This is a genomic window from Amycolatopsis orientalis DSM 40040 = KCTC 9412 (assembly GCF_000478275.1).
Taxonomy (GTDB): Bacteria; Actinomycetota; Actinomycetes; order Mycobacteriales; family Pseudonocardiaceae; genus Amycolatopsis; species Amycolatopsis orientalis.
Map to the genome: position 1 here is coordinate 230,388 of NZ_ASJB01000017.1, position 21,332 is coordinate 251,719.

At 62.0% G+C, this 21,332-nt stretch carries 23 protein-coding genes; 11 read left to right on the plus strand and 12 right to left on the minus strand.

The window, feature by feature from the left end:
* Positions 1–2 precede the first annotated feature (2 nt).
* The 6 genes from L324_RS05990 to L324_RS06005 all read left to right on the plus strand — a co-directional run bounded on the left by L324_RS05990 (position 3) and on the right by L324_RS06005 (position 6,738).
* Positions 3–1,367 (plus strand): XrtP-associated glycosyltransferase, encoded by a 1,365-nt coding sequence (locus L324_RS05990; protein ID WP_051173668.1) that lies wholly within the window; start codon positions 3–5, stop codon positions 1,365–1,367.
* Positions 1,368–1,423: 56 nt separating this feature from the next.
* Positions 1,424–1,594: an LAVTG motif-containing sortase-dependent surface protein gene (locus L324_RS42095; RefSeq protein WP_152546705.1), complete on the plus strand. Its 171-nt coding sequence runs from the start codon at positions 1,424–1,426 to the stop codon at positions 1,592–1,594.
* Positions 1,595–1,596: 2 nt separating this feature from the next.
* Positions 1,597–2,784, plus strand: a complete 1,188-nt coding sequence (wecB, locus tag L324_RS05995; RefSeq protein ID WP_051173658.1) for a non-hydrolyzing UDP-N-acetylglucosamine 2-epimerase — start codon at positions 1,597–1,599, stop codon at positions 2,782–2,784.
* Between the two features lie 56 nt (positions 2,785–2,840).
* Positions 2,841–3,488: a class E sortase gene (locus tag L324_RS44070; RefSeq protein ID WP_161780822.1), complete on the plus strand. Its 648-nt coding sequence runs from the start codon at positions 2,841–2,843 to the stop codon at positions 3,486–3,488.
* A gap of 716 nt (positions 3,489–4,204) precedes the next feature.
* On the plus strand, positions 4,205–5,587 hold the full coding sequence (locus tag L324_RS06000; protein WP_037304814.1) for a serine hydrolase domain-containing protein: 1,383 nt from the start codon (positions 4,205–4,207) through the stop codon (positions 5,585–5,587).
* Entirely contained in the window at positions 5,584–6,738 is a 1,155-nt protein-coding gene (locus L324_RS06005) for an alpha/beta hydrolase family protein (protein WP_037304815.1), read from the plus strand. Before L324_RS06000 ends, L324_RS06005 begins: the two co-directional genes overlap by 4 nt.
* Positions 6,739–6,990: 252 nt before the next feature.
* Here L324_RS06005 and L324_RS06010 read toward each other — a convergent pair whose 3' ends face one another.
* Entirely contained in the window at positions 6,991–7,596 is a 606-nt protein-coding gene (locus L324_RS06010; protein WP_037304817.1) for a response regulator transcription factor, read from the minus strand.
* 758 nt (positions 7,597–8,354) lie between these two features.
* Between L324_RS06010 and L324_RS41365 the strand changes: the two genes are divergently transcribed.
* Positions 8,355–9,503 carry a sensor histidine kinase gene (locus tag L324_RS41365; protein WP_152546706.1) on the plus strand — a complete coding sequence of 383 codons (1,149 nt, stop codon included), beginning with the start codon at positions 8,355–8,357 and terminating at the stop codon, positions 9,501–9,503.
* Positions 9,504–9,686: 183 nt separating this feature from the next.
* Here the strand turns inward: L324_RS41365 and L324_RS42100 are convergent, their stop codons facing one another.
* From L324_RS42100 to L324_RS06035, 6 genes are all read right to left on the minus strand, one after another.
* Positions 9,687–9,995, minus strand: a complete 309-nt coding sequence (locus L324_RS42100; protein WP_152546707.1) for a hypothetical protein — start codon at positions 9,993–9,995, stop codon at positions 9,687–9,689.
* A gap of 113 nt (positions 9,996–10,108) precedes the next feature.
* On the minus strand, positions 10,109–10,261 hold the full coding sequence (locus tag L324_RS44225) for a DUF305 domain-containing protein (protein WP_438938440.1): 153 nt from the start codon (positions 10,259–10,261) through the stop codon (positions 10,109–10,111).
* Positions 10,262–10,430: 169 nt separating this feature from the next.
* Positions 10,431–10,592 carry a hypothetical protein gene (locus L324_RS42680; RefSeq protein ID WP_161780823.1) on the minus strand — a complete coding sequence of 54 codons (162 nt, stop codon included), beginning with the start codon at positions 10,590–10,592 and terminating at the stop codon, positions 10,431–10,433.
* A 245-nt stretch (positions 10,593–10,837) separates the two neighbouring features.
* Positions 10,838–11,089, minus strand: a complete 252-nt coding sequence (locus L324_RS06025; RefSeq protein ID WP_037304820.1) for a hypothetical protein — start codon at positions 11,087–11,089, stop codon at positions 10,838–10,840.
* Positions 11,090–11,135: 46 nt separating this feature from the next.
* Entirely contained in the window at positions 11,136–12,389 is a 1,254-nt protein-coding gene (locus L324_RS06030; RefSeq protein WP_037304821.1) for an MFS transporter, read from the minus strand.
* Positions 12,386–13,504, minus strand: a complete 1,119-nt coding sequence (locus tag L324_RS06035; RefSeq protein WP_081736211.1) for a PLP-dependent cysteine synthase family protein — start codon at positions 13,502–13,504, stop codon at positions 12,386–12,388. Before L324_RS06035 ends, L324_RS06030 begins: the two co-directional genes overlap by 4 nt.
* A gap of 882 nt (positions 13,505–14,386) precedes the next feature.
* On the opposite strand from L324_RS06035, the gene L324_RS42105 reads away from it, so the two are divergent.
* The 3 genes from L324_RS42105 to L324_RS42110 all read left to right on the plus strand — a co-directional run bounded on the left by L324_RS42105 (position 14,387) and on the right by L324_RS42110 (position 16,500).
* Positions 14,387–15,052: a hypothetical protein gene (locus L324_RS42105; RefSeq protein ID WP_152546708.1), complete on the plus strand. Its 666-nt coding sequence runs from the start codon at positions 14,387–14,389 to the stop codon at positions 15,050–15,052.
* A gap of 530 nt (positions 15,053–15,582) precedes the next feature.
* Positions 15,583–16,200: a helix-turn-helix transcriptional regulator gene (locus tag L324_RS41380; RefSeq protein WP_235783412.1), complete on the plus strand. Its 618-nt coding sequence runs from the start codon at positions 15,583–15,585 to the stop codon at positions 16,198–16,200.
* 63 nt (positions 16,201–16,263) lie between these two features.
* Positions 16,264–16,500: a hypothetical protein gene (locus L324_RS42110; RefSeq protein ID WP_152546709.1), complete on the plus strand. Its 237-nt coding sequence runs from the start codon at positions 16,264–16,266 to the stop codon at positions 16,498–16,500.
* 494 nt (positions 16,501–16,994) lie between these two features.
* Here L324_RS42110 and L324_RS42115 read toward each other — a convergent pair whose 3' ends face one another.
* Both L324_RS42115 and L324_RS06060 read right to left on the minus strand, forming a co-directional pair.
* On the minus strand, positions 16,995–17,390 hold the full coding sequence (locus L324_RS42115; protein WP_152546710.1) for a hypothetical protein: 396 nt from the start codon (positions 17,388–17,390) through the stop codon (positions 16,995–16,997).
* 166 nt (positions 17,391–17,556) lie between these two features.
* Positions 17,557–17,991, minus strand: coding sequence for a DUF8805 domain-containing protein (locus L324_RS06060; RefSeq protein WP_161780824.1), 435 nt, complete (start codon positions 17,989–17,991; stop codon positions 17,557–17,559).
* Between the two features lie 273 nt (positions 17,992–18,264).
* Between L324_RS06060 and L324_RS41385 the strand changes: the two genes are divergently transcribed.
* A complete protein-coding gene (locus L324_RS41385) occupies positions 18,265–18,678 on the plus strand; it encodes a CocE/NonD family hydrolase C-terminal non-catalytic domain-containing protein (RefSeq protein ID WP_081736206.1) in 414 nt (137 codons plus the stop codon).
* Positions 18,679–19,155: 477 nt separating this feature from the next.
* Here the strand turns inward: L324_RS41385 and L324_RS06070 are convergent, their stop codons facing one another.
* From L324_RS06070 to L324_RS06075, 3 genes are all read right to left on the minus strand, one after another.
* Positions 19,156–19,344 (minus strand): hypothetical protein, encoded by a 189-nt coding sequence (locus L324_RS06070; RefSeq protein ID WP_037304830.1) that lies wholly within the window; start codon positions 19,342–19,344, stop codon positions 19,156–19,158.
* Between the two features lie 721 nt (positions 19,345–20,065).
* Complete coding sequence (locus L324_RS41390) at positions 20,066–20,938, minus strand: IS3 family transposase (RefSeq protein ID WP_152546712.1); 873 nt, start codon at positions 20,936–20,938, stop codon at positions 20,066–20,068.
* A gap of 14 nt (positions 20,939–20,952) precedes the next feature.
* Complete coding sequence (locus tag L324_RS06075; protein WP_037304832.1) at positions 20,953–21,267, minus strand: transposase; 315 nt, start codon at positions 21,265–21,267, stop codon at positions 20,953–20,955.
* Between the last annotated feature and the right edge of the window lie 65 nt (positions 21,268–21,332).

The window sequence follows — 21,332 nt, forward strand, 5'->3', positions numbered from 1 at the left end:
TCATGTTCAGCACAGTAATCGAGGTCTTCACCTACATCAGTAGCGCTGTGTTCATCACGTACGTATGCGCGATCGTGGTGCCATTCGTGAACCGGAGGAAGTATGCCGAAGGCAACGCCGACGAGTTCGAGTGGCACATCTTCGTTCCGTGTCGAGACGAGGAAGCCGTTATCGGTGACACGATCTTTCGGCTGCGGGCGACTTTTCCCGACGCACACGTATGGGTCATCGACGACGACTCGCACGATGGCACCGCGCGAGTGGTGACCGCGCTCATGTACGCCGCGGGTGACCCCGATCCACAGCTCCATTTGGTGCGCAGGCGCCCTCCACAAGCGCGCACCGGGAAAGGCGACGCGCTCAACGCCGCCTACCAGGAACTCGACGCCTGGCTGGGCAAGCATCTGTCCCGGGAGAAGATCATCGTCGGCGTCGTCGACGCGGACGGGGTGCTCGCCCCGAACTGCCTTGACGTGTGCGCCGCTGATCACCTGTTCGGCAATGGCGCTGTGGGTGCCGTACAGATCGAGGTCCAAATGCTGAACCAGAACGTCGAACCGGACTGGCCAAGCCGCCCTAAGCGATGGGCTGCGCTGAAACTCGTCCAACTACAGGACATGGAGTTCCGTACCGCGATCTCTGCCGTCCAGCATTCGCGGGCATACGCCGGGACGGTGGCGATGGGCGGTAACGGCCAGTTCACGCGGATGTCCGCGTTGCACAGCATCGCACGGGGAACCGGCCAGCCCTGGCGTGGCCTGCTACTGGAGGACTACGAACTCGGGCTGCACCTGCTGATGGCCGGCTGGCGTACGGCTGCCACCTCGGACACCCATGTCTCCCAAGAGGGTCTGTACAGCCTACGCCGATTCATCACCCAGAGAACCCGTTGGGGTCAGGGAACGATGCAATGCATCCGCTACCTCCCCGCGGTCTGGCGGTCGTCATATTTCGGAGCGGTCGGTGTCGCCGAAGTTGGCTACTACCTGGTCCAACCTTGGCTGCAACTGGTTGGCATAGCCGTTTACCCCATTCCCTTCATGCTCCTGCTCTGGCAGGTGATCAGTGACCCATCTGCAAAGGTGACCGCGGTGAGCGGAGGCGGCTGGCTGATGCTGGTGCTGTTCGCGGTGCTGGCCACAGGCCCCTTCGTGATCTGGGGCTTCATCTACCAGTTCCAATGTCGCCGACAACGCGGTCTTTTCACGGGGCTGGGTATGGGCCTTGGGTTCGCGCTGTATGTCTGCACCTTCTACGTGACGTCCTTGCGCGCGGTCTGGCGGATCATCCGCGGGCAGCATGGCTGGGCCAAGACCCGGCGCAACGCCGAGGCGGTAAGCGGTCGGGAAATCGCCATCGAAGTTTGATCGAGTATCGCAGTGTTTCAAATATCCAGCTATTTAACAGTGAAAGAAGGAAGCAAATGTACAAGCCTGGAATCGGCGGCGTCACTGGTGGAGTGGGCGGGCTCGCAGTGACCGGCGCCAATTTGAGCTGGTGGATCTCGCTCGCCGTGGCGTCCATCATCGCCGGCACGCTGATCGCGTTGTTCGCCCACCGTCGCAGGCGACTGTCCCGAGAGGACGGAAACTGATCATGCCACACGAGATCTTGCTGTTCGCGGGAACGAGGCCGGAAGCGATCAAGGTCGCGCCGGTCGCGCTGGCGGCTTCGAGGGCCGGCTTCTTGACCACGCTGGTCGCGACCGGACAACATCCCGACATGGTGGAACAGGGGCTGGCTCCATTCGGCCTGTTCCCTGATGTCGAACTGAAGCTCTCCCGAGTGGATGGATCGTTGAGCGAGTTGTGCGCGCTGATGATGCCCGCCGTGGACAAGCTGCTAGCCGACCGAAGTCCGGACGTGGTGCTGGTGCAAGGGGATACCGCGACCGCTTTGATCTGCGCGCTCGCAGCGTTCTGGCGGCGGATTCCGGTAGTCCACCTGGAAGCCGGATTGCGCACCGGGGACCTGTCCTCACCTTTTCCAGAGGAAGCGAACCGGCAACTGGTATCCCGCATCGCCTCACTACATCTCGCGCCAACACCGGCAGCGGCCAAGGCACTCGTGGCGGAAGGCGTTCCCCCTGAGCTGGTCGAAATCACCGGCAATACCGTGGTGGACGCGGCACGATACGTCGCAGCTCAGGATATGCCGCCCCGCGACCAGGGGCTCGAGGCAGCCGGAAACGCCGCCGGTCCCTTGGTGCTGGTGACGGTGCATCGCCGGGAGTCCTGGGGGCATGGCATCGCGCATGTCCTCGATGCGGTGCGTCGTATCACCCAGGAGTTCCCAGACGCCACCGTCGCGTTGCCCGCCCATCCCAATCCCAATGTCCGCACGCAGGTGGAGCTAACTCTCGGCGACTGTCCCAACGTCACGATCACTGAGCCGCTCGACTATCCGGACCTGATCTGGACGTTGAGCAGGTCGGCACTCGTGATCACCGACTCCGGGGGCATCCAGGAGGAGGCACCGACCTTCCGGGTGCCTGTGCTGGTCGTGCGCGAGACGACGGAACGTCGCGAGGCAGTGGAGGCGGGTCTCGCGTACTTGGTCGGTACCGAGTGCCAGCGAATCGTCGCGGCGGCCCGGGGCATTCTGAAGGGCAGGAGCAGGCTTCCGAATGTCGCCAACCCATTCGGTGCGGGTGACGCCGCGTACCGCTCGATCGACGCGATCGGCCGAATGCTTGATGTGAATACCCAAAAGGTGATCGGCGACCCGACCGCCACGGCCTCCTGGGCATCGTGGAACACGCAGCAATCGGTCGGCCTGCCGTGACGACCACGAGCCGAGCATCACCGCACCGACCGGTCCGACACAGTGCACGCGCACCGGTGATATGGCGGGTCATCGGCTTCACTGGGGAGTTGTTGGCAATCCTCGGCCTGGTCCTCGGCGGCTTTCTCGCATACCAGAAATGGGGAAAGCTGAGGGAGGTCGAGGATACCCAGGTGAGCCTTGGCCAGCAACTCTCCGAGTCCTGGCAGCAGGAACCTCCTGCGGGGGAGCGGACCGTTCCCGAGGGAAGTCCGCTGACTCACCTCTCGATTCCCCGCCTTGGCTTGCGATGGACAGTTGTCGAAGGCACGGACCAGCGGAGCCTCCGAGCGGCACCCGGTCACTACCGGGGTAGCCAATTGCCTGGTGCACTCGGGAACTTCGCGGTCGCGGCACACCGGAGTCCCGGATTGTTCTGGGATTTGGACAAAGTCCAACCGGGTGACGAGATACTTATTGAAGACAAGAGCGCACGGTATGTGTACCTAGCCGAGAGAACTAGCATCACGAGCCCAGGGGATTCCGCGGTTCTCGCAGCGGTTCCTGGCGAGCCCGGCGCAGCGCCCAGCGCTGCGCAGGTCACCCTGACAACATGTAATCCAAAATGGGACAACTACGAGCGGCTGATTGTAGTCGGACGGCTTCACTCAACGGCCCCGAAGACTCCAAGTTCGACTGCGGGGGCACCGGGAGGCACTTCGTGATCAGGTTCGTGTGGCAGCTACTTCCAGGTCCTCACGCGATTCGGCTGGTGATATTGGTCGGTGTGCTGATCGCGATCGCGGCGACGCTCTGGTATGGGGTATTTCCCCTGCTTTCCGATCTGATTCCACTCGGAGAGCCAACCGTGGGGTAAAGGGCGAGCGGCTGAGGAGTATCTATGGTGGGTCGCCGGCGAAGGTAACCAGTCGAACGTCTTTGCGATGGCCAGGGTGGAGCGTCGGCGAATGCCAAACGCGCGTGAGCATGAGCCTCGGAGTGGTGAACTGGCAGGCTCCGTAGCCCGTCTCGACGGGTAGCGATTCGTGCTCGAAGGTGTGCTCGCTGTCCTATTGGTGGCAGCCAGACCAGAGTGGTCAGGGTCTTGGACGAGGTCGGCTCGGATTGAGGTCTGACGGCCTCGCTCGTTCATAATTATGAACACTAGCCGAGTATGAGTTATTGAATGTAATGATTGTCGATTGGCGTGATTGTTTGTAATCTGCTTGCAGATGATGTTCGATAGCTTGACTTTCGAGTCGGTCGCACAATGTGGTGGGAGTGGCGAATGCTGTTGAGGCGCATGGTCCGGTATGCATTGATAATAATTGTTCTGTTAATGAACTGGGGTGCTCACGCGGTCGGCGCGAGTGAACTCACTTCGTCGTCTCAGGCGTGTTCTGAGCCTGGAATAAGATGGCAGCGGGCCACACCTGCGAGCGTGGGCTTGAATCAGACCGAGATCGACAAGGCGATCGAGTTCGCGAAAGCGAATAGTTCCGAAACCGTGCGAGTGTATCGGAACGGTTGCCTTGTCGCGGAAAATTCAGACGTGCCAGAGGATGCGTATCAGAAGGCGCAGAGTTGGTCGGTGGCCAAGTCGGTGACTTCCTTGGCCTTCGGTCGGGCGTGGACACTGGGCTTGATCAGTCCGGACGATCCGATCGGTGCTCTCTTCCCTGAGGCGGATATCCAGCATGGTGCATTGACGATGCGGCATCTGCTCACCATGACAGCCGGAAACGATCAGCAAGTCATGCGAGATTTCAACACCACCCTCCTCGACCGGATTGTCGACGGCCTGACCACAAGTCTGATCGATGAACCCGGCAAACGTTGGAATTACTGGCAGTCGGGTGTTGCACTGGTCGCCGAGGCGATAGGGCGTGCGGCTCGGGTAGATTTTCAGGTCTTTTTGCAAGAGCAATTGTTTACACCGATCGGCATCGACCCTGGAACGTGGTCCTGGGGACGAGATTACAGGGGTCATACTCTGGGGTTCTATGATCTGCACATGACTGCCGATGCTTACGGCCGGCTCGGTGAGCTCATGCGCCGTGGTGGCATTTGGAACAGTAATCAAGTCTTGTCGAATGACTATGTAAAGCTCGCGTTGCAGCCGATAGAAGCATATCCATGCTATGGATTCCTGATTTGGCGTACTGCCGTCAAGGAATGTAACAACGAGAATATGCTCGGCCTTCCGGAGGACATGTTTCAATACGCGGGCATGAAGGGGCAGTTGGTCACGGTTTTCCCATCTCAGGGGGTGGTTACGGTACGTACTGGCGGCAGCGGTTTCGGCGCCAGTAGTGTCAGTGGTTCCGGTAGCGGCGGTGCGGCCGAGCGAAGGTTTCACGACCTCGTTCTTGGCGCGATCGAGGATGATCCCGTTGCGACACCGACCCTCTCGTCCAGGCCAGACATCAAGCACCAGTTGTACGGGTCCGAGTTCATCTGGCCGGAGTTCGGTGGCGCCCTGCGTTCCTATTTGCAGGCTGGACTCCCACCTGCCGGGCCATGGCGGTCCCGCGCGACAGTGATTGGAGCTGGCAAAGTCACACCTGATGGTCGTAGCGTCTATGTCGAGCTGAAATGTCCACTGTTGGTAAATGGCGCCTCGCCGTCGTGTGAGGGCAAGGTGAACCTGGACCGCAGCACGGAGCGGTCGTATAACATAGGCGCTGGTGAAAGAACCGAGATCTGGTTTCCGGTCGACCCGCCGGTGACGAGCGAGGTTCAGCTCGCGGTGCGCGCTCGCACCTTCGACGCGACCGATAAAGGAACGATCTCGACAAGCCTGCTCACGGTGAGGCCGTCGTGAGCCGCAGATTCCCGAAGAAGCGGACAGCTCTCGTCGCAGTGAGCGCTATCGTCGGTTCGGCTGGCGCGCTAGGTTTCGGGGTCGGGTGGTATTACAGCGGCGAGATCCTGAGCACATCCGATGGCGGTCAAGTGTCGTACGACCAGATGGTGCTCGGGTCCACCGCAGATACGGTCATCTTGGCGGCCTCCGAAGCTACCGCTCGTCCTGGCACGTTCAACCTACTGTGGAAGGCCGGTTCGCACGCCGAGGTGGGTGCGGTCGTCCGCAATGACTCCGAGCGAGTCGAGCGAACACTCCTGTCGGGCACTCCGCCTCCGGATGGGACCGAGGTGGCTGTGGCCAACCGAGTGCCGACGGCCGACCCGGCCACGATCGGCCTGACCTTCGAGGAAGTCCAGATTCCGACCGAGCTCGGTGAGGCGCCAGCCTGGTACGTCCCAGGTCGGGGTGACACCTGGGCAATCGAAGTACACGGCCGGATCCATACGCCGGATGCTCGTAGCGAAGGTCTCCGGGCGATGACTACCCTGCACCGTCTAGGGCTGCCTATCCTGGACATTACCTATCGCAACGACTATAATGCGCCCGCCTCGCCCGATGGCTTCAGTCATCTGGGCGAGTCCGAGTGGCGCGACCTCGAGGCGGCGATGGAGTTCGCCAGGGTTAGAGGTGCGCGTGCCTTCGTCCTGATCGGATGGTCTATGGGTGGGATGGTCGTGACCCAGCTGCTCACGAACTCGAAGCTTGCTGATTCCGTGGTCGCGGTGGCATTGGACTCGCCCGCCCTCGATCTGCATGCGGCGGTCAACCTGGAGGCCGCTCGTCGCGGAGTGCCGACGTTCCTTTCGCCTCTAGCGGAGGCCTTTGTCGACGCTCGGGCGGGGGTCGACTTCAGCAAGATGAAGCCAATTGACCATCCGCCGCGGGTCAGGCCACCGACTCTGTTGATTCACGGTGACAAAGACTCCGTCGTGCCTGTCGAGGGTTCCCGTGCCCTCGCGGGCGCGGCGGGACGGCTAAATTGGCCTATCCAGTACGAGGAGTTTGCCGACGCTGAGCACACCGGCTCCTGGAACGTCGACCAGAGTCGTTACGAGCGTTTACTCTCGACCTTCTTGGCTGATTTCGGCCCTTTCGCTAGCCGCTAAAGATGGCACTGTGAAAGCCTCTTCAAGTCTGGGTTCTATCGGTCGGTAAGTGGGTTCGCCGGATGCGGTATGGCGATTACGTCACTCCCGTGCCGTTGACTGGATATACTATTAGCCATGGCAGTTTGGTTGCCGCCGCCCTACGTGATGTTGTCGAATATGGCACTGGAGATCGAGCGTGCGCAAGCAAGTGGCACAATCCCCGAACGCGTGATAGGAAATGCTGAGGATTCGAAGTTGCCCGCCACCGATTCATAGCCAGCCTCGCTGAGCGGCTATACGTACGGACTCAGTGGCGTTTCTCGCTGAGAGCTTGCCGATAGCCCTGGTGATGTGGTTGCGTACCGTTCCTTCGGCAAGGTACAGCTTCCGCGCGATCTCGGGAGGAGGTGTGCCATCTGCGACAAATCCGAGAATCTCTCGCTCGCGTGCGGTCAACGGGTTGTCGCCGACTGACAGCGCGTTGGACATCAACTCCGGAGAAATGATGCGCTGACCGGCGTGGATGTGGCGTATCGCTGTGATCAACTCGCGGCTCGACACTCCTTTCGGGAGGAACCCGTTCACCTCCAGGGTGAGTGCTTCTCGCACCGTTCCCGGTTTGTCCAATGAGGTCAAAAGCAGGATCCGCGCGGTGGGGTAGCGGTCCCTGAGTCGAGCCACCACCGTAAGTCCGTTAACATCTGGGAGCCCGATGTCGAGGAGCACCACGTGCGGGTCGGTGGTGGCGACCAGGTCGAGCACTTCGTCACCCCGCTCAGTGGTGCCGACTACCTTGATGTCGTTCTCCAGCGACAGCAAAGCGACCAGGGCTTCCCTGAGCACCCGTTGATCTTCCACGATCAGAATTCTGATCATGCTACCGTCCCCTCCTGTCAGCCGGATCCTCGCGAGTCCAGTTACAGTGAACGATCGTGCAGTGGCCCCGGACTGCTGGGCCGGGTGGTTCGTTGAACCTTGCGGCGACCTCGAGCCCCGTGGGCGTCCACAGTCGATCACTCTTCCATAGTGCTGCGAGAACTGCACCAGGTCGTGTGTAGTTCGCTTAGTTGCAGAGTAGGTATCATGGTGGCGAGGTTGGCGTCTTGGGTCACGGTTCCACCCGATCGGGCACCTCGCGTCTTATGGCGTGTCGTCCCTGGGGCAATTCTGCCGGCCTGAGACCACGCACAAAGGCCATGTTGTTCACGGCACTGTAAATGTACAGGTGAATATGAACGTGGGCCAGGTGAAATTTTACACAATGTCGGGACTTTGACCTGATCGGCATCTGTTTGATCTATGTCGCGCAGGCAGCATCTTCTGTGTGTGCATAGGCTGAGCGTCGATCAGGTGCGGACCGGGAATGACTCTGTCGTTAACGAGAATCTGCCGGCCGGCTCCGCAGTGCCTCATGTCCCGTCGGCCGTGTCTCGCCGTGTCTCGTTGGCTCACCCGGTCGGGGGTTTTACCTCGGAGCGCCGACGCGCCTAGTGAACTTTTTCATGCCGGAGCGTATCATCGCTGGATGAGTCGCCTTCGCGTCGAGTTTGGGGAACGTCGTGTACCGCTCGTCTCTGGTTAAAGGTTGGCGTAGGCGTACCTGGTCCAACAGCTTCCCCAGCCAGGCGGCCATTGTGGGCATTGTCCTGGCCTCGCAGGTCTTTCCAGTGACCCAGTTGACAATCGGGCTCTACGGGTGGACGCGAGCAGTTCTGACGCTTGTGGTCCTCCTGCTCATGCTCGGCGTTCTGCTTTTGGCCTTGACGGAGAAGGCGGCCGCTGGCAATCGGTGGCTGCAGGTGTCTTTGATCGGTGCTCAGATCCTGCTGCTGGCCGTTGTAAAGATGTGGTTGTATCCGTACGCTCATCCTCTCGAACTCATGGTGGGATGGCTATTCCTGTTGCTGTGGCCAGGTCTTCGTCCATGGCTTGGATATATCGCAGTCCTTGTTGTCTACTGCTTCAATTACGTCAATGGACTGGACGCGCCAGAGCATCATATTTTTATCATTGATATCAATCATATGTCGACCTTGAGTGTGGTTGCTTTTACCACACTTATGTGGTTCGTCGTCGGAGTCGCCGTACATGCGCTAGCTGGTGTCATTGCTTTAACTCGTGAGCTGCACGCAGCCCGCACCGAGGTGGCACGTCTCAGTGCGGCCGAAGAACGTCGTAAGATGTCTCAGCTCCTCCACGACGAGGTCGGCCATACGATGGTCGCGATCATGCTCCGCACCGAACTCGCGCAACGACTCATGTCGACGGCTCAGGAGCGCGCGAATGTGGAACTGTGCGGCGTCTACGATGCAGCCAAAAAGACGCTGCAAAACATACGCGCAATCGCGCACAACAATCTCGGTACTGAATTCGAGCGTGAACTGTGTGGTGCGATGAACCTGCTGAAAACGGCGGGTGTAAATTGTGATCTGCACACCACTGTGGCGCCATTAGGGCCGGCGGCCGAGATCCTTGCCTGGAACCTCCGCGAAGCGACGACGAACATCCTGAAACACAGTAACGCAACTACCTGTGAGATCGTCCTGCGGGACGATGGTAAGCAATATCACCTTAGCATCCGTAACAACTGCAGTAGGCAAAGTGAGAGTACCGGCGGCGGCTCGGGTCTTGCCATGATCCACGAGCGGACCGCAAGGGAGGGCGGAAAGGTAACCGTGGATCGGACCGGAGACGTATTTACGCTCGCCTTGTCCGTTCCTCATGGCCTAGTGGGTAAAAGGGTGCAGACTTCGTCGGCTGATCCGAGGGAGACAACGTCGTGAACGCGGGCGGAATGTGTTTCTGTCGCGACGAGGACGCTTGATGACGTACCGGCACCTGATTGGACTCAGATGCAGCTTGCCCTGGGCCGTGGGGTATTCGGTGATGTCGATCATCTGCTTGACGTTCGGCCGCCAGCGGTGATAAACCGGCGCGCCGGATCCGTTGCGCTCTGGCGGCCCAGCCTAGTTGAGTATATCCCGTCTTATCGCGTGCGACGAAGGAATACAAGCGCGGCGTTGTCGGACGGACAACGATTCCGGGATCAGCAGGATTGACCCGAAGTAGGTGCCGGCAGGCAAGGTGATGTCGAGATCGTCCACATTGGCCGCTACGGTCAGGGTGAATCCCGCATCTTCGAGTGATGCTCGCAGGCGATCGGCTTTCGCGTCGATGTGCAGGACGCGAGGGTCCTGTGCCATGAGTACAGGACCTGCGCGAGATGGCTTCGGTTCGGCGTGCAGATCCGGAGCGCGTGACGCGACGTCGATCACCTGTCGTCCGAGTCGGGAGAGATCTACGGCAAGTAGTACTAGATGTAATAGTACCTACTGGCGAGGGATGCAGCCGAGACCCGGCGAGTGCCGCCGGGCGCGGCGGCAGCGAATCAGCCCTGCGGGAGCGGGCCTTGCATTTCGCGGATCTCGGCCTCCTGAGCGTCGATGATCTTCTGGGCTAGTGCCTTGGCGTCGGCGTTGGAACCCTTGGCGAGTTCGGTCTTCGCCATGTCGACCGCGCCCTGGTGGTGCCTGATCATCATGCCGAGCCACATCTTGTCGAAGTCGGCACCCTTGGCCTGCTCGTTCCTTCATTTCGGCCTCGGTCATCATGCCGGACATCGAGCCGTGATCCGTCGTCGGCGCGCTGGGGGTCGCCGACATCGAACCGTGGTCCATGGGCATGCTCGGACTCGCCGCGGGGCTCGCGCCCTAGGCGGTCAGCCAGCCCTGCATCTGCTGGGCGAACGCGACGTCATCCGCGTTGTGTCCAGCCTGCTGACCGGCCGACGGAGCCGCCGACGAGTTGTGATCCATACTGGACATTCCGGCGTCGTTGCCGCTGCAGCCCGCGAGAACAAGTGCGGCGGCCATGGCGACACCGCTGACGATCAATGATTTGCGTATGGTGAATACATCCTTGTTTGTCTTGCTGAAATGAGTGTGATCGACGAAAGCGGTCCATCACACGCGCAATACGCACAAGGAGTTCAAGATCAGTCGGCCTTGCCGGTCCGGAGGTCTGGACGGTGCCGGCGGGGCGTGAGGGCCGGCTGGTTCGGCTGCCAGGTGCACCGGATCGGCTCGGCGTAACCGGAAAAGCAGTCCCAGCCCGGCGATCAGGGCGCCGATCGCACCGAGTACGGCGAGGCACAGGTGCAGAAAGCCGTGGTCGTCGTGCGGTGAGGTGGGATGGCTGCCGTCCTGCTTGGCGACTGTTCCTTCACCGTGTCCAGACTGGTGACCTGCGCCGCCGGGGACATCTCCGGCATGCCGGTCGACGTCGTGAGGTGATGCATCGTGGTGAGGCAAAAGGCGAGCACGCCCAGCAGGACAACCCGCTGAGTTCTGCTGAGCGCGCTCGCCGTCATGACCCAAGGTTACCCATCTGCTTCGGCATTGGCGCCGTCATGGCTTTCACACCGTCACCGGGGTGAGGCGTTCGGCGTTGTCGAGGGCGCGCAGGCACCAGGCGCAACCGGCGCCGATCACGGCGAGGGTGGCCCATGGTGCCGCTGGGACACCGGCATTTCTCGCGACGTCCAAGGCAGTCCCGGTGAGGAGGTTGCCGAGGAGGATGCCCACGCCGACCACGGTGTTGTAAAGCCCATAGTGCGTCGCGACCAGCTTGCCGCCGGACAGGGCGACGATCGTGTCCATTTCGAACGGGAAGACCACGATGGTCCCGAGTGCCAGCAGGGCCGCGGACAGAATGAGCGATACCCAGCTCACCGCCGGATCGCCCGTCGCGCCCGCGGTGAGCATGGGCGGCAGAAACGCCGCCCCCATGAACAGGAGACCGACCGCGAGACATCGTCCCGGTCCCCACCGATGCCGGCACCACGCGGTGATCCGCAGCTGTCCGGCGATCGCCAGTCCGCCGGACACCGCGAACAGCAGCGCCACCAGTGTGGTGCCCGCCACTCCGGGCCCGCCGACCCGGCGAGCCTCGAGGGGGAGTGCGAGATAGACCTGGAACGACAGCACGTACGAGCCGATCATCGCGAGCGCGAACAGCACGAACGAGCGATTGCCGAACGCGGTCGCCCAGTCCTGCCGGATCGAGGTCCGCGCGGCAGGGTCGCTCTTGGCGCGCGAACGAGGGGGCAGGGACCGGATCTGCAGCACGGTCAGGACCGCGAACACCGCGGCTGCCACGAGGCAGGTCACCTGGAAGGCGACGCTCGTCAGGACGAGTCCGACCACTGGGCCCAGCAGGATGCCGGCCTGGTAGAACACGTTGAACAACGCGAAGGCTTCGACCCGCCGCTCTTCACCGGCGTCTTCGGCGAGGTAGGCCCGCACCGCGGGATTGAACAGCGCGCCCGCGAACCCGGTGGCCGCCGAGGCGATGATCAGGGCCGGAACCGAATCGACCAGGCCGAGCAGGGCGAACCCGCCCGTTCGGAGCGCGCATCCGGCGACGATCAGCGGCTTGTAACCGAGCCTGTCGGCCAGCGTGCCACCAATGAGGAACATCCCCTGCTGGGAGAAGTTCCGTACGCCCAGGATCAGCCCCACTGCCCAGCCTGCCAGCGCCAGATTCGCCGACAGGTGCCCGGCGAGATAAGGCATCAGCATGTAGAAGCCCAGGTTGATGGTGAACTGGTTCAGCATCAACAGCTGGGAAGGCCGGTCAAACGACCGGAACTTGACGGCCAGATCCTTCACGCCCGCACTCCGGACGGGTCGACGACGTGCGCGCACCGTGTCCACCGCTCGACGACCTGCGCGGCGGGATCGTCGACGACATCGGGCTCAGCCGCGGGGACCTGCCCGAGCAGGTCGTTCGCAGCGCAGTAGTCGTCGTTGTAGACGGTGTCGAAGTAGCGGTGAGGGCCGTCGGGGAAGATCGTGACGATCCGCGTGTCGACCTCTTCCGTCCTCGCCAGCCAACCGGCTACGAGCGCTACCGCTCCGACGCTCCAGCCCCCGGTCGCGTGGTGTGACGCGGCGAGACGACGGCAGTTCCACACCGCCTCGGCCGGGGCGACCCAGTGGACCTCGTCGAAGCCGCCGTAATCCACATTGCGGGGGTAGATGCTGGATCCGAGCCCTCGCATCAGCCGTGGGCGCGCCGGCTGCCCGAAGATCGTGGACCCGACGGTGTCGACACCGATGACCTTCAACTGCGGGTAGTGCGTGCGCAGGACTCGCGAAACGCCTGCCGAATGGCCGCCGGTACCGACCGAGCACACCAGGATGTCGACGCGGTCGAGCTGCGCCACCAGCTCGAGCGCGAGCGGCGCGTAGGCGTCCACGTTGTCCGGGTTGTTGTACTGGTCGGGGCAATACGCGCCGGGTTCTTCGGCGAGGAGCTGCCGCACTCGTTCCCGGCGTGCCTGCTGCCAGCCCCCGCTGGGGTGCGGGGTGGTGACGAGCTCGACGCGAGCTCCGTGAGCGGCCAGCATCCGGTGCACGATCGGCTCGAGGCCCGGGTCGGTGACCACGGTGACCGGATGGCCGTAGACGATCCCGGCGAGCGCCAAGCCGAGCCCCAGTGTTCCGCTTGTCGACTCGACGATCCGCGCTCCCGGAGCCAGGTCGCCCCGTTCCCGTGCCCGGGAAATCATGTGCAGGGCCGGGCGGTCTTTCATGCCGCCGGGATTGAATCCTTCGAGCTTCGCCCAGAAGCCGCGGCCGGGCTCGGTATCCGGCTCATCGATCCACAGCACCGGGGTATTGCCCACAGCACTCGCCGGATTCCGGCCGTGTGTGATGGTCCGTTGGCCCGGGAGGATGTTCCCGGGCAGGGTCGAGCCGTCGGCGGACAAGGGTGTCCTCATCGAGATCTCTTTCACTGAATCGTCGCGAGGCGCGACGATTGGACGGACGTGAACGGCTGAGGTGTTCAGCCCGATCACGTTCGCGTGACACAGATCTCGATAAGTAAGGCGCGCCCGGGTCTGCAAGGATCCCGCCCCGCGCTCTCAAAGCCGGAGCAGTGGACCGATGACCGGAATAATCCGGTAAACGAATTCTCGGGAGGGATCGCCGACCACGTGGTATCCGTCGCTCCTCGCGTACCGCGGTTAATGACGTCCGTGGTCTCAGGTTGCTTGTGCGCGTGGTGGTCCGGCTCGCAGTCGTCGGTCGGCGGTGCATGCGTCGCGAGGCTGGTGGTGACATGCTCGTCCGCGTGGGCGTGTGCTTGCGGGAAACATTGCCCCAGCTGCAGAGAGAGAAGGCAAAAGAGCAGAGCGATGAGCCACAGCATGGACATCACTCTGCGACGCGGCGTAGTCGGATAGCCCCTCACAGTTATCGAACCGTATCAGCAAAGAACTCGCTTCTGCCACCTTTGGGCGCGCTGGTTCTGCTATTCGTGAAGAATTCACTCGGTTTCGCGGCCGACTACTACCGTAGGTAGTTGAGGCCGCATGGTATTTGAACACACTGTGATCGAATGCGGATCGGGTCACCATGGCGTTCCGGGATCCGGGAAAGTCGGCACTCGACCGACGGCACGTTGTTTGGTTTTGCGATTAATCGCTTCGGTGAGGTGAAAAAGGCGGGTGCGGAGTCATGTGGGACCCCGCACGCGCCTGCTCGCGCCGTCAACGGGGAGGGGCGGCGCGAGCGGCGTGGAATGCTTCGAGAGCGCCCTATCATGGGTGATACTAATTTCGCTAGTAGTTGCTTGGCAAGCCTGCTGCCCATGTTCAGTCGTGGCGGAGGAGACCGTCCAGGGTGACTTGGACAAGTCGCCGGATCGTGCGCCGTCGGCGATCAGTGCCTGGATGAAACCCTTGAGATGCTCTTTTGGCGTGTTCGACGTGCTCGCCCTGGTGGAGCAAGGCGGACAGTTCGGTGCCGTGGTGTTCGTGGGAGATCAGGTCGTAGGTCTCCAGTGCAGCGGTGAGGCGGCCCAGCGGTTCGGCGGCGCGATCTTTCACCGCGGTGAGCAGGCTCAGGTGGCGGGAGATCTGGCGCTGGCGCCAGGCGATCAGGCCACGTTCTCCGGCCAGTGTGGCAGCGGTGTCCAAGGCCGCGTCCGGCACCGCTTGCCGGTGCGTCTCGACCGACTCGATCCAGAGCTTGGGCACTTGATCAGCTTACCTGTGACCTGGGATACGGCTGCGCACGCTGCTTCGGTTTGCGCTGTCCGTAACGAGTCAGGCCCTGTGGTTTTGCAGACGGCCACGACGGTGGTCACCAGCAGAATCAGGATCGCGGCGGCGTCGACGATCGGTTGGACCCGCATTCCGGACAACGGCTCCAGTGGCAGGGAGGGCAGCGCGGCTGTTGTCGCGATGTGGCCGATCACCTGCGTGTGCACCAGCAGGACGATCGTGGCCAAAGTGGTGAGCAGAAGTTCGATCGTCACCCAGTAGCGCCGCAGCAGTCTCCATGCGGTTCCCCGGGACTGGACTAGCTCGGAGAGTGGGGCGGCGAAGCTCAGAGGCACGATCACGAATTTCGACACCATCTCTGTCGCGAGATAGGCCGGCGCGTGCCGGATGGCTGCCGCTCGGAGGCCGAGGCACGGATCGGGAGCTATCGTCGGCTAAGACGAGGCGGGGTCCACTCCCGACCCGTGCGACGACCAGATTTCCATGTCCGTGCCTGGACGAACAGTGCAAAGAATCACGACAAGCGTGATCATTTCGTGCTTGATTGCCAAGGTCGCAACGCTTCCCAGGCGACGGGAACAGTGCGCGTAGTTTCGGCCGAGTATGCCAATTCATCATCGGAGGCACCTGAAGTATTACACGAAACTGCACGATGATCTCGCCGATCAACCAGGTGGAACATACATTTAGAGCCGCCGCTCAAGCGCCTTGGAGAAACACGTATGCATAGTCGTGCAAACTTACACGTACCGCAGCTTGCACCGTCAAAGACCAAGCCGATCACAGTCGCATTGCTGGATCGGATTCCGCTGGTTCATCTGTCAGTTAAGGTTCTCGTCGCTGGCGTCGACGACCTGTGCTGGACGTGGTCCTCCACGAACCGCGAGGCGGCGTCCCGCGAGGCGGCGACCCGCCGCCCGGACATCCTGCTGATCGAGTCGGGAATCGCGGTCGGCTGGGCCAGGCACACAGCCGGCGCTACGTCGAAGCTGGCCGGCACCGTGGTCGCACTGGTCGGCGCAGTGGATCACGTCGATCGGCTTGCCGACGTAGGTATCCGGCATATGATTCCGCGCACAGTGCATCCGAAAGATTTCGCCAACTTGGTGAGGCGTGCACACTGCGGGGATCCGCTAATTCCGGCGGAGATGCGCACTCCGTCGGGCAACGATCCATGTGCTCCGCAAGTCGACTGGACTCCGGCGTCTTTGACCGAACAGCAGCTGAGAGTATTACAGCTTATCGGCGGCGGCCTCAATAACAACGAGATCGCCAAACGATTGTCAGTATCGCAAGAGACTGTCCGCACTCACACGAAGAACATCTACCGTACACTACATGTCAGGAACAGAGCGCACGCGATTACTGTCGCATATGCGCAGGGGATCATGCGTCCAGTGCTGCGGTGACCTTGCTTCTCGCCGCCGGCGGAACCTATTGATCGCCCGTTGTAAAGTGCAAGAGGAATGCAGATGTCGAATGACCGGTCGGTGTTGGTGCATTGGGTGACTCGCGAGTTGGCTGTCGATCGCGATGGTGCACCTGAATCTGTGGCTTGCACCGGTGTCGAGTTCACCTACTGGATCGACGATCAGGTTCTCGGCACAACTTGGGTTCCTGTCAGCGAGGCGCCCAATTTTGCTGATGATGAAAAGCTGATCATGGCACTGCATAAATCATGGCGCTGGTCACACGGGTGTGCCTCGTAAGTCGCTTGCACTTGTTCCGTGGAGGACAATACCTGCGGATCCGACGGTGAGCGACCTCGCGCGGGTCTGGCTCGGCATGTCGCATCGGGCGCCACTCACTGGGCGCGTAGGTTCACCCTGTAGGGGTTTCGTCCTCGCGAAGCTGCGCCGACGGATGTAGTCTCGCTCGTTGTGACAAAGCCTCACCGACTGCTGCTTCTGTGGATACTCTGCACATCGAGTTTGTGGAAGGCTGTGTACCGATCGGCACTGGCCAAGGATGGCGCAGACGTAACTGGTCGAGTACTTCCCAAATTGGGCCACCATTGTGGGTACTGCGTTGACTGGTCGGCCGCCTGCTCCTGAATTGGCGGCACGTCAACGCCGGGTTTCCGCTGACTTTTCGACATAACGGAGGACCGCGAGGCGTCGACGCGCCTCGCGGTCCAGGTGCGGTCCACTCTCCCGAGTCTCCTGCTGATCAACAAGACCGGGTGTCAATCATCTCCGTCAGTTTAGGTCGACACGTGAGCCCACGGAGCGAAAACGACAATCTTCACGGTCGGCGCCTCGCCCTCCCTCGCGTATCGCTCGAAGAACTGTGCACCCCATTTCCCATCCGTCTTCACGAGGCCGAATAGCGTAATGACGCTACCATTCTTCTCGGCTCGCCCCATCAGAAAATCGGTCGCCTCCTTTCCTGCCTTATCGAGGTCGTCAGTGAAGTCGAGCAGTAGCTTTTGGTCGCCTCCCAATACAGGGATGGACTCAACGGGATGAGGCTCCTTGAAGGTCTGCCCCGGGACGACATCCGCGTGTGCCGCCGGTTGGGCGGTCAGTAGCGCGCCAGCTGCGATGATCGCAGAAATTACGGTTCGACGAAGCAAGTTCCGACTAATCATTGAAAGCATCTCTCAAACCCATATCCTAGCGTGCGGCGAATCGGCTTCTGCTGGTTAGTCTAAGATCAGAACAATCCTTGGGGCAACCTAGCGCGGAACGAAGTTCAGTTTTTCACTCTACGAAGGGAATTACTCCATTCTCTTGAGTCTGCCGGGCCTCGGAGGCGCTGCCGCTTTACGTGCCGAACGTCAGGTCGACGCCTCTCCCGGAGCTGTCGGGATCAAGGCCGCCACGGGTGCTCGGGTCATCCGTCGGCGCCCCGTTGGCCACGGCGCCCTGGGTCCCGGCCGGTGGCGGGGTACTCGACAGCACGACGCGCTCGACCCGCTCTGGGGCGTTCCGGACGATCGCGTCCACCTCCAGGTGATGACCTCTCTCCCACAACAACTTGAATTCAGCGGGGCGGGCGGTCTCCGAAGACGGCGTTAGAGCGATTGTCTCGGTACTGTGGCCCAGTACCTTCTCGTCGTACGCCACACGGCCGCCATCAGACGCGCCCAGGATTTCACCGCTGTAGTACCAGCCACTTCCGCAACCGGTTCCGGCCACACCGCGAACCGCCACCACAGCGACTGCGATCGTGCGCATGCGCGGGAACGAACGTTTCACGACGGCCTCACCGTGACTAATCCTTCGTGGATAGCTTCCTTCGTCGGTATGGTTGTGAGTGCGCGCACGAGACGTGAGCCGACGCCCGTCGGTCACCGGTTGGTCGAGCGGGAACCAAACATCAGCCTTCTCGCCGCGTGCGGCAAAATGCGGTCGGTGCCGTGATCCAGGCTTGCGATCCCCCTTTGCGCAGAGCTACCGGTTTAGCCCACCGGAGGACACTTGAGCTCGAGATAGGCGTTAAGACCGTTCGGCGACACCTTGGCGGACCCGATGATCACTGCGCGGGAGCGCCACGGTCCAGCAGTTCCCCGCAACGGACTCCCAGGGCTCGATGCGACGGTATTCGCGACCGGACATGGCGGCCTACGCCACGCGAACGACCGCACCAAGGCTGGCACGGTCAAGCCGGGGGAGACCTACACCATGAACATTCCGCTCTACACCGTCGATCACGTTGTCCCGGCCGGCCATCGGCTTGGGGTAGTCATCGCGGGATCGGACGATTACGTCCCAGGAGGCGACGGTCGGTACACGGTCTCGCTCGGGCAGACCTCGTTGGGCGTTCCGATCGTCGGCGGCCAGGTGAACGCCGACGCGCCGGAGAATACCGCGGCCCTCGCCCGCGTGGCGCAGCGGGAAGGCGTCCGGCCGAGGCAGCTGCTCGATCTGCCGATGGCGAGGTGAGATGTGGGCTGCAGGGGCGACCCGTGGCGTGAGCACCAGGGTGACCCCAAGGGCGGGGAGGCCCAGTCCCAGCGCGATCCGGTTCGCCGGCGCGAGATCCGGTTGCGGCCAGCGATCGGCGCTCGCTGGCGGCCACACCGCCGCGCCGGATTCTGGAGCCGGGCCCGGCCAGCCAGCGCACGAGGACGTGCACTCGCTCACGCTTGGTGTCGTAGCCCACGATCGGTGCTACATGGCAGGCGGCCGCCAGGCCATTGGCGGCGCCGTCGTCCGTGCGGATGGCCAGGTCGAGATCCTGGCAGACGATTCCGGGTCGGCATAGTTGAATGTCTGCGGCTTGGCTTGGCCGGTGGTGGTGTCACGGGAGATGCCGAGGGGATTGCGCCAGTGGGCGAGTTCGTTCAGCCACTGGGCGAACTGGTGCATCCGCTTGTATGCGGCGGCGGTCTCGAAAGGGCTGACAACAGAGGCTGAGTCCTATTTGCGGCCGCAGTAGCCGCCGGAGCCGACGCTGACCTGGACCCGGCACAGCGCTGCGACCGCGTCCTGCCGGTGGATCTCACAGGAGCCGACAGAGGCGCACCAACTAGTGAACATTTCGAGCACGGCCTCGCTGGCCGCGGCCGGGGCGGCGAGAAACCGCCTGCGGTATGCCGCAGCGTCCATCGTCTCGTCCAGTGCCGATGCGCGTACGTGCCTGCCGAACCGTGCCGGATACCTCAGGCCTAACAGGGTGCCGTGGAGGAATTCATAGATCTTGGTCTGGTCAACGCTTAGGACTTGGCGGAGATAGTCGCAGGTCCCGAGCGCTGTCGTTGTTGCTCAGAAGGCCAGCATGTATAGAGCCAGAATCTGTCGCGCACGCTGCGCGCGACAGTGCGCAGGTGAGCGGAGCCGGGTTGGCCGGGCCGAATGAAAGGCTCGCCATCATCCCGCCGTCGGGCGGCCGGCCGCCTCGTTCTGGCTACACCCGTGCCGTCGCAGTCTCACCATACAGACGAGACCAGTCCACCGGCACGATGTTCTTCCGCACTCTACGCCAATTGGCCACGTTGTCGCGTCGGCAGGGTTCCCAGGCCTGAGCCGAAGAAGCCGGTCGTGTCGGAATGCTCGGGTTGGGAAGCTCCGACACGACCGGCTCAGGTGGCCACATTCACGACGGGGGCGCGAGGACGCGAGACGGGACCTGCTCGATCCTCCTACTTCGGGAGGATGCCAGGTCATAATGGTGTGATCGGGATCCCGATCGCGTGGTGTGGCCGCCGTTGCCGAGGGTCGTCTACCCGGCGGCCCACCAGCCGTTCGTGGCGGGAACGAACAATCGGTGCAGCGTGCTTGATGCCGGTTTTGCCCACCGCGTTCACCGCGGCATTTGAGCTTGCCCGGGTTAGGCAGACAGTTGGGCGTGAGCTGTTTCATAGGCTATCGGAGTTTGGTAGCCGCGTGAAGAGTGAAGTCTTCTTGTGTTGTAGAACGTGATGTATCTGAGTAGTATCCAGCGCGCTTCGGCGTTTGTTCTTGGCTGCGGATATGGATGAAGCGCCTCGTTCTTAAATGATCCGAACCAGGATTCCATGGCCGCGTTGTCAAGAGCGCTGTGGTTTTGCCCTATAGAAGGAATCATTTGCGCTTTCCGTGCGATGGTGAGCCAGGTTTCGGAGGTGAATTGGTATCCGCGGTCACTGTGGATAATGCAGTGCGGTGGCGGTTTTCGGAGTGCGATCGCGTCGCGTAGTGCGGTGTAGGCGGTGTTCGGGGTTTCGTGGCCGGCGGCGGCCCAGCTGATCACGCGGCGGCTGTGTGCATCGATGATGACCGCCGCTCGCAGGTACCCCTGCCCGGTTTTGATCATGGTGAGGTCGGTGAACCACAACATGTTCGGGCGTGGCCGGTCGAAGATCCGGCGTACTCGATCTTTGATCTCCGGGCGCCTGATCGGTGGCGCGGCACGCGGCTTGGTCTTGCGTCTTCCTCGGATGGCGCGGATGTCGTTCTCCCGCATCAGCCGGGCCACCCGATGTCTGCCCACGCGTACGTCGGCTCGGATGAGTTCTTGATGGATTCGCGGCGAACCGTAGGAACCAAGTTCGGCGTGCAGCTTGGTGATCTGCTCCAGCAGTACGCGATCTTCGACCGCACGCGGTGAGGGCGGCCCCGTCAGCCGGCGTTTCCAGTCGTAGAACCCCGACCGAGAGACATCCAGCACTCGGCACATCAGCGCGATCGATCTCGATGGGTTGCGGGCCTTCTCCGCATGAATCCAGCCATAAAGCGCTACTGGTCCTTGCGGCGTGCGAAGAAGGCCAGAGCTTTTCCCAGGATCTCCAGCTCCTCCTCTTTTTCCTTCAACTTCCGCTTCAACTTGACGATTTCGGCCTTATCGGATGATTTCGGAGCATAGGAATCATCGGTGGCCTCAGCAACTTCGGGCAACAACTTCCCTTCGTCGTTCGCGGCCTTCCTCACCCAGTTCGCAACTGTGGTCGGCGACAGATCAAACTCCGCGCCAATCTCGGTGAAAGTCCGCCCACCACGACGGAACAGATCCACTACCTGATCCCTGAACTCCTCAGAAAACCTTCTGGACACCAGGACACCTCTCCGTGGTCGCTAAGACCACTCTGACGGTGTCCGCCGGACCGGGGCAAGCTCAA

Bases quoted from the DNA above. Each gene is read 5' to 3' on its own strand.
- L324_RS42095 (WP_152546705.1), top strand. From the start codon at position 1,424: ATGTACAAGCCTGGAATCGGCGGCGTCACTGGTGGAGTGGGCGGGCTC.
- L324_RS06025 (WP_037304820.1), bottom strand. From the start codon at position 11,089: ATGACGGCGAGCGCGCTCAGCAGAACTCAGCGGGTTGTCCTGCTGGGC.
- L324_RS41385 (WP_081736206.1), top strand. From the start codon at position 18,265: ATGATCACTGCGCGGGAGCGCCACGGTCCAGCAGTTCCCCGCAACGGA.
- L324_RS06070 (WP_037304830.1), bottom strand. From the start codon at position 19,344: ATGGACGCTGCGGCATACCGCAGGCGGTTTCTCGCCGCCCCGGCCGCG.
- L324_RS05990 (WP_051173668.1), top strand. From the start codon at position 3: ATGTTCAGCACAGTAATCGAGGTCTTCACCTACATCAGTAGCGCTGTG.
- L324_RS42110 (WP_152546709.1), top strand. From the start codon at position 16,264: ATGTCGAATGACCGGTCGGTGTTGGTGCATTGGGTGACTCGCGAGTTG.
- L324_RS44225 (WP_438938440.1), bottom strand. From the start codon at position 10,261: ATGATGATCAGGCACCACCAGGGCGCGGTCGACATGGCGAAGACCGAA.
- L324_RS06035 (WP_081736211.1), bottom strand. From the start codon at position 13,504: ATGAGGACACCCTTGTCCGCCGACGGCTCGACCCTGCCCGGGAACATC.
- wecB (WP_051173658.1), top strand. From the start codon at position 1,597: ATGCCACACGAGATCTTGCTGTTCGCGGGAACGAGGCCGGAAGCGATC.
- L324_RS42680 (WP_161780823.1), bottom strand. From the start codon at position 10,592: ATGGCCGCCGCACTTGTTCTCGCGGGCTGCAGCGGCAACGACGCCGGA.
- L324_RS42115 (WP_152546710.1), bottom strand. From the start codon at position 17,390: ATGCTTTCAATGATTAGTCGGAACTTGCTTCGTCGAACCGTAATTTCT.
- L324_RS06010 (WP_037304817.1), bottom strand. From the start codon at position 7,596: ATGATCAGAATTCTGATCGTGGAAGATCAACGGGTGCTCAGGGAAGCC.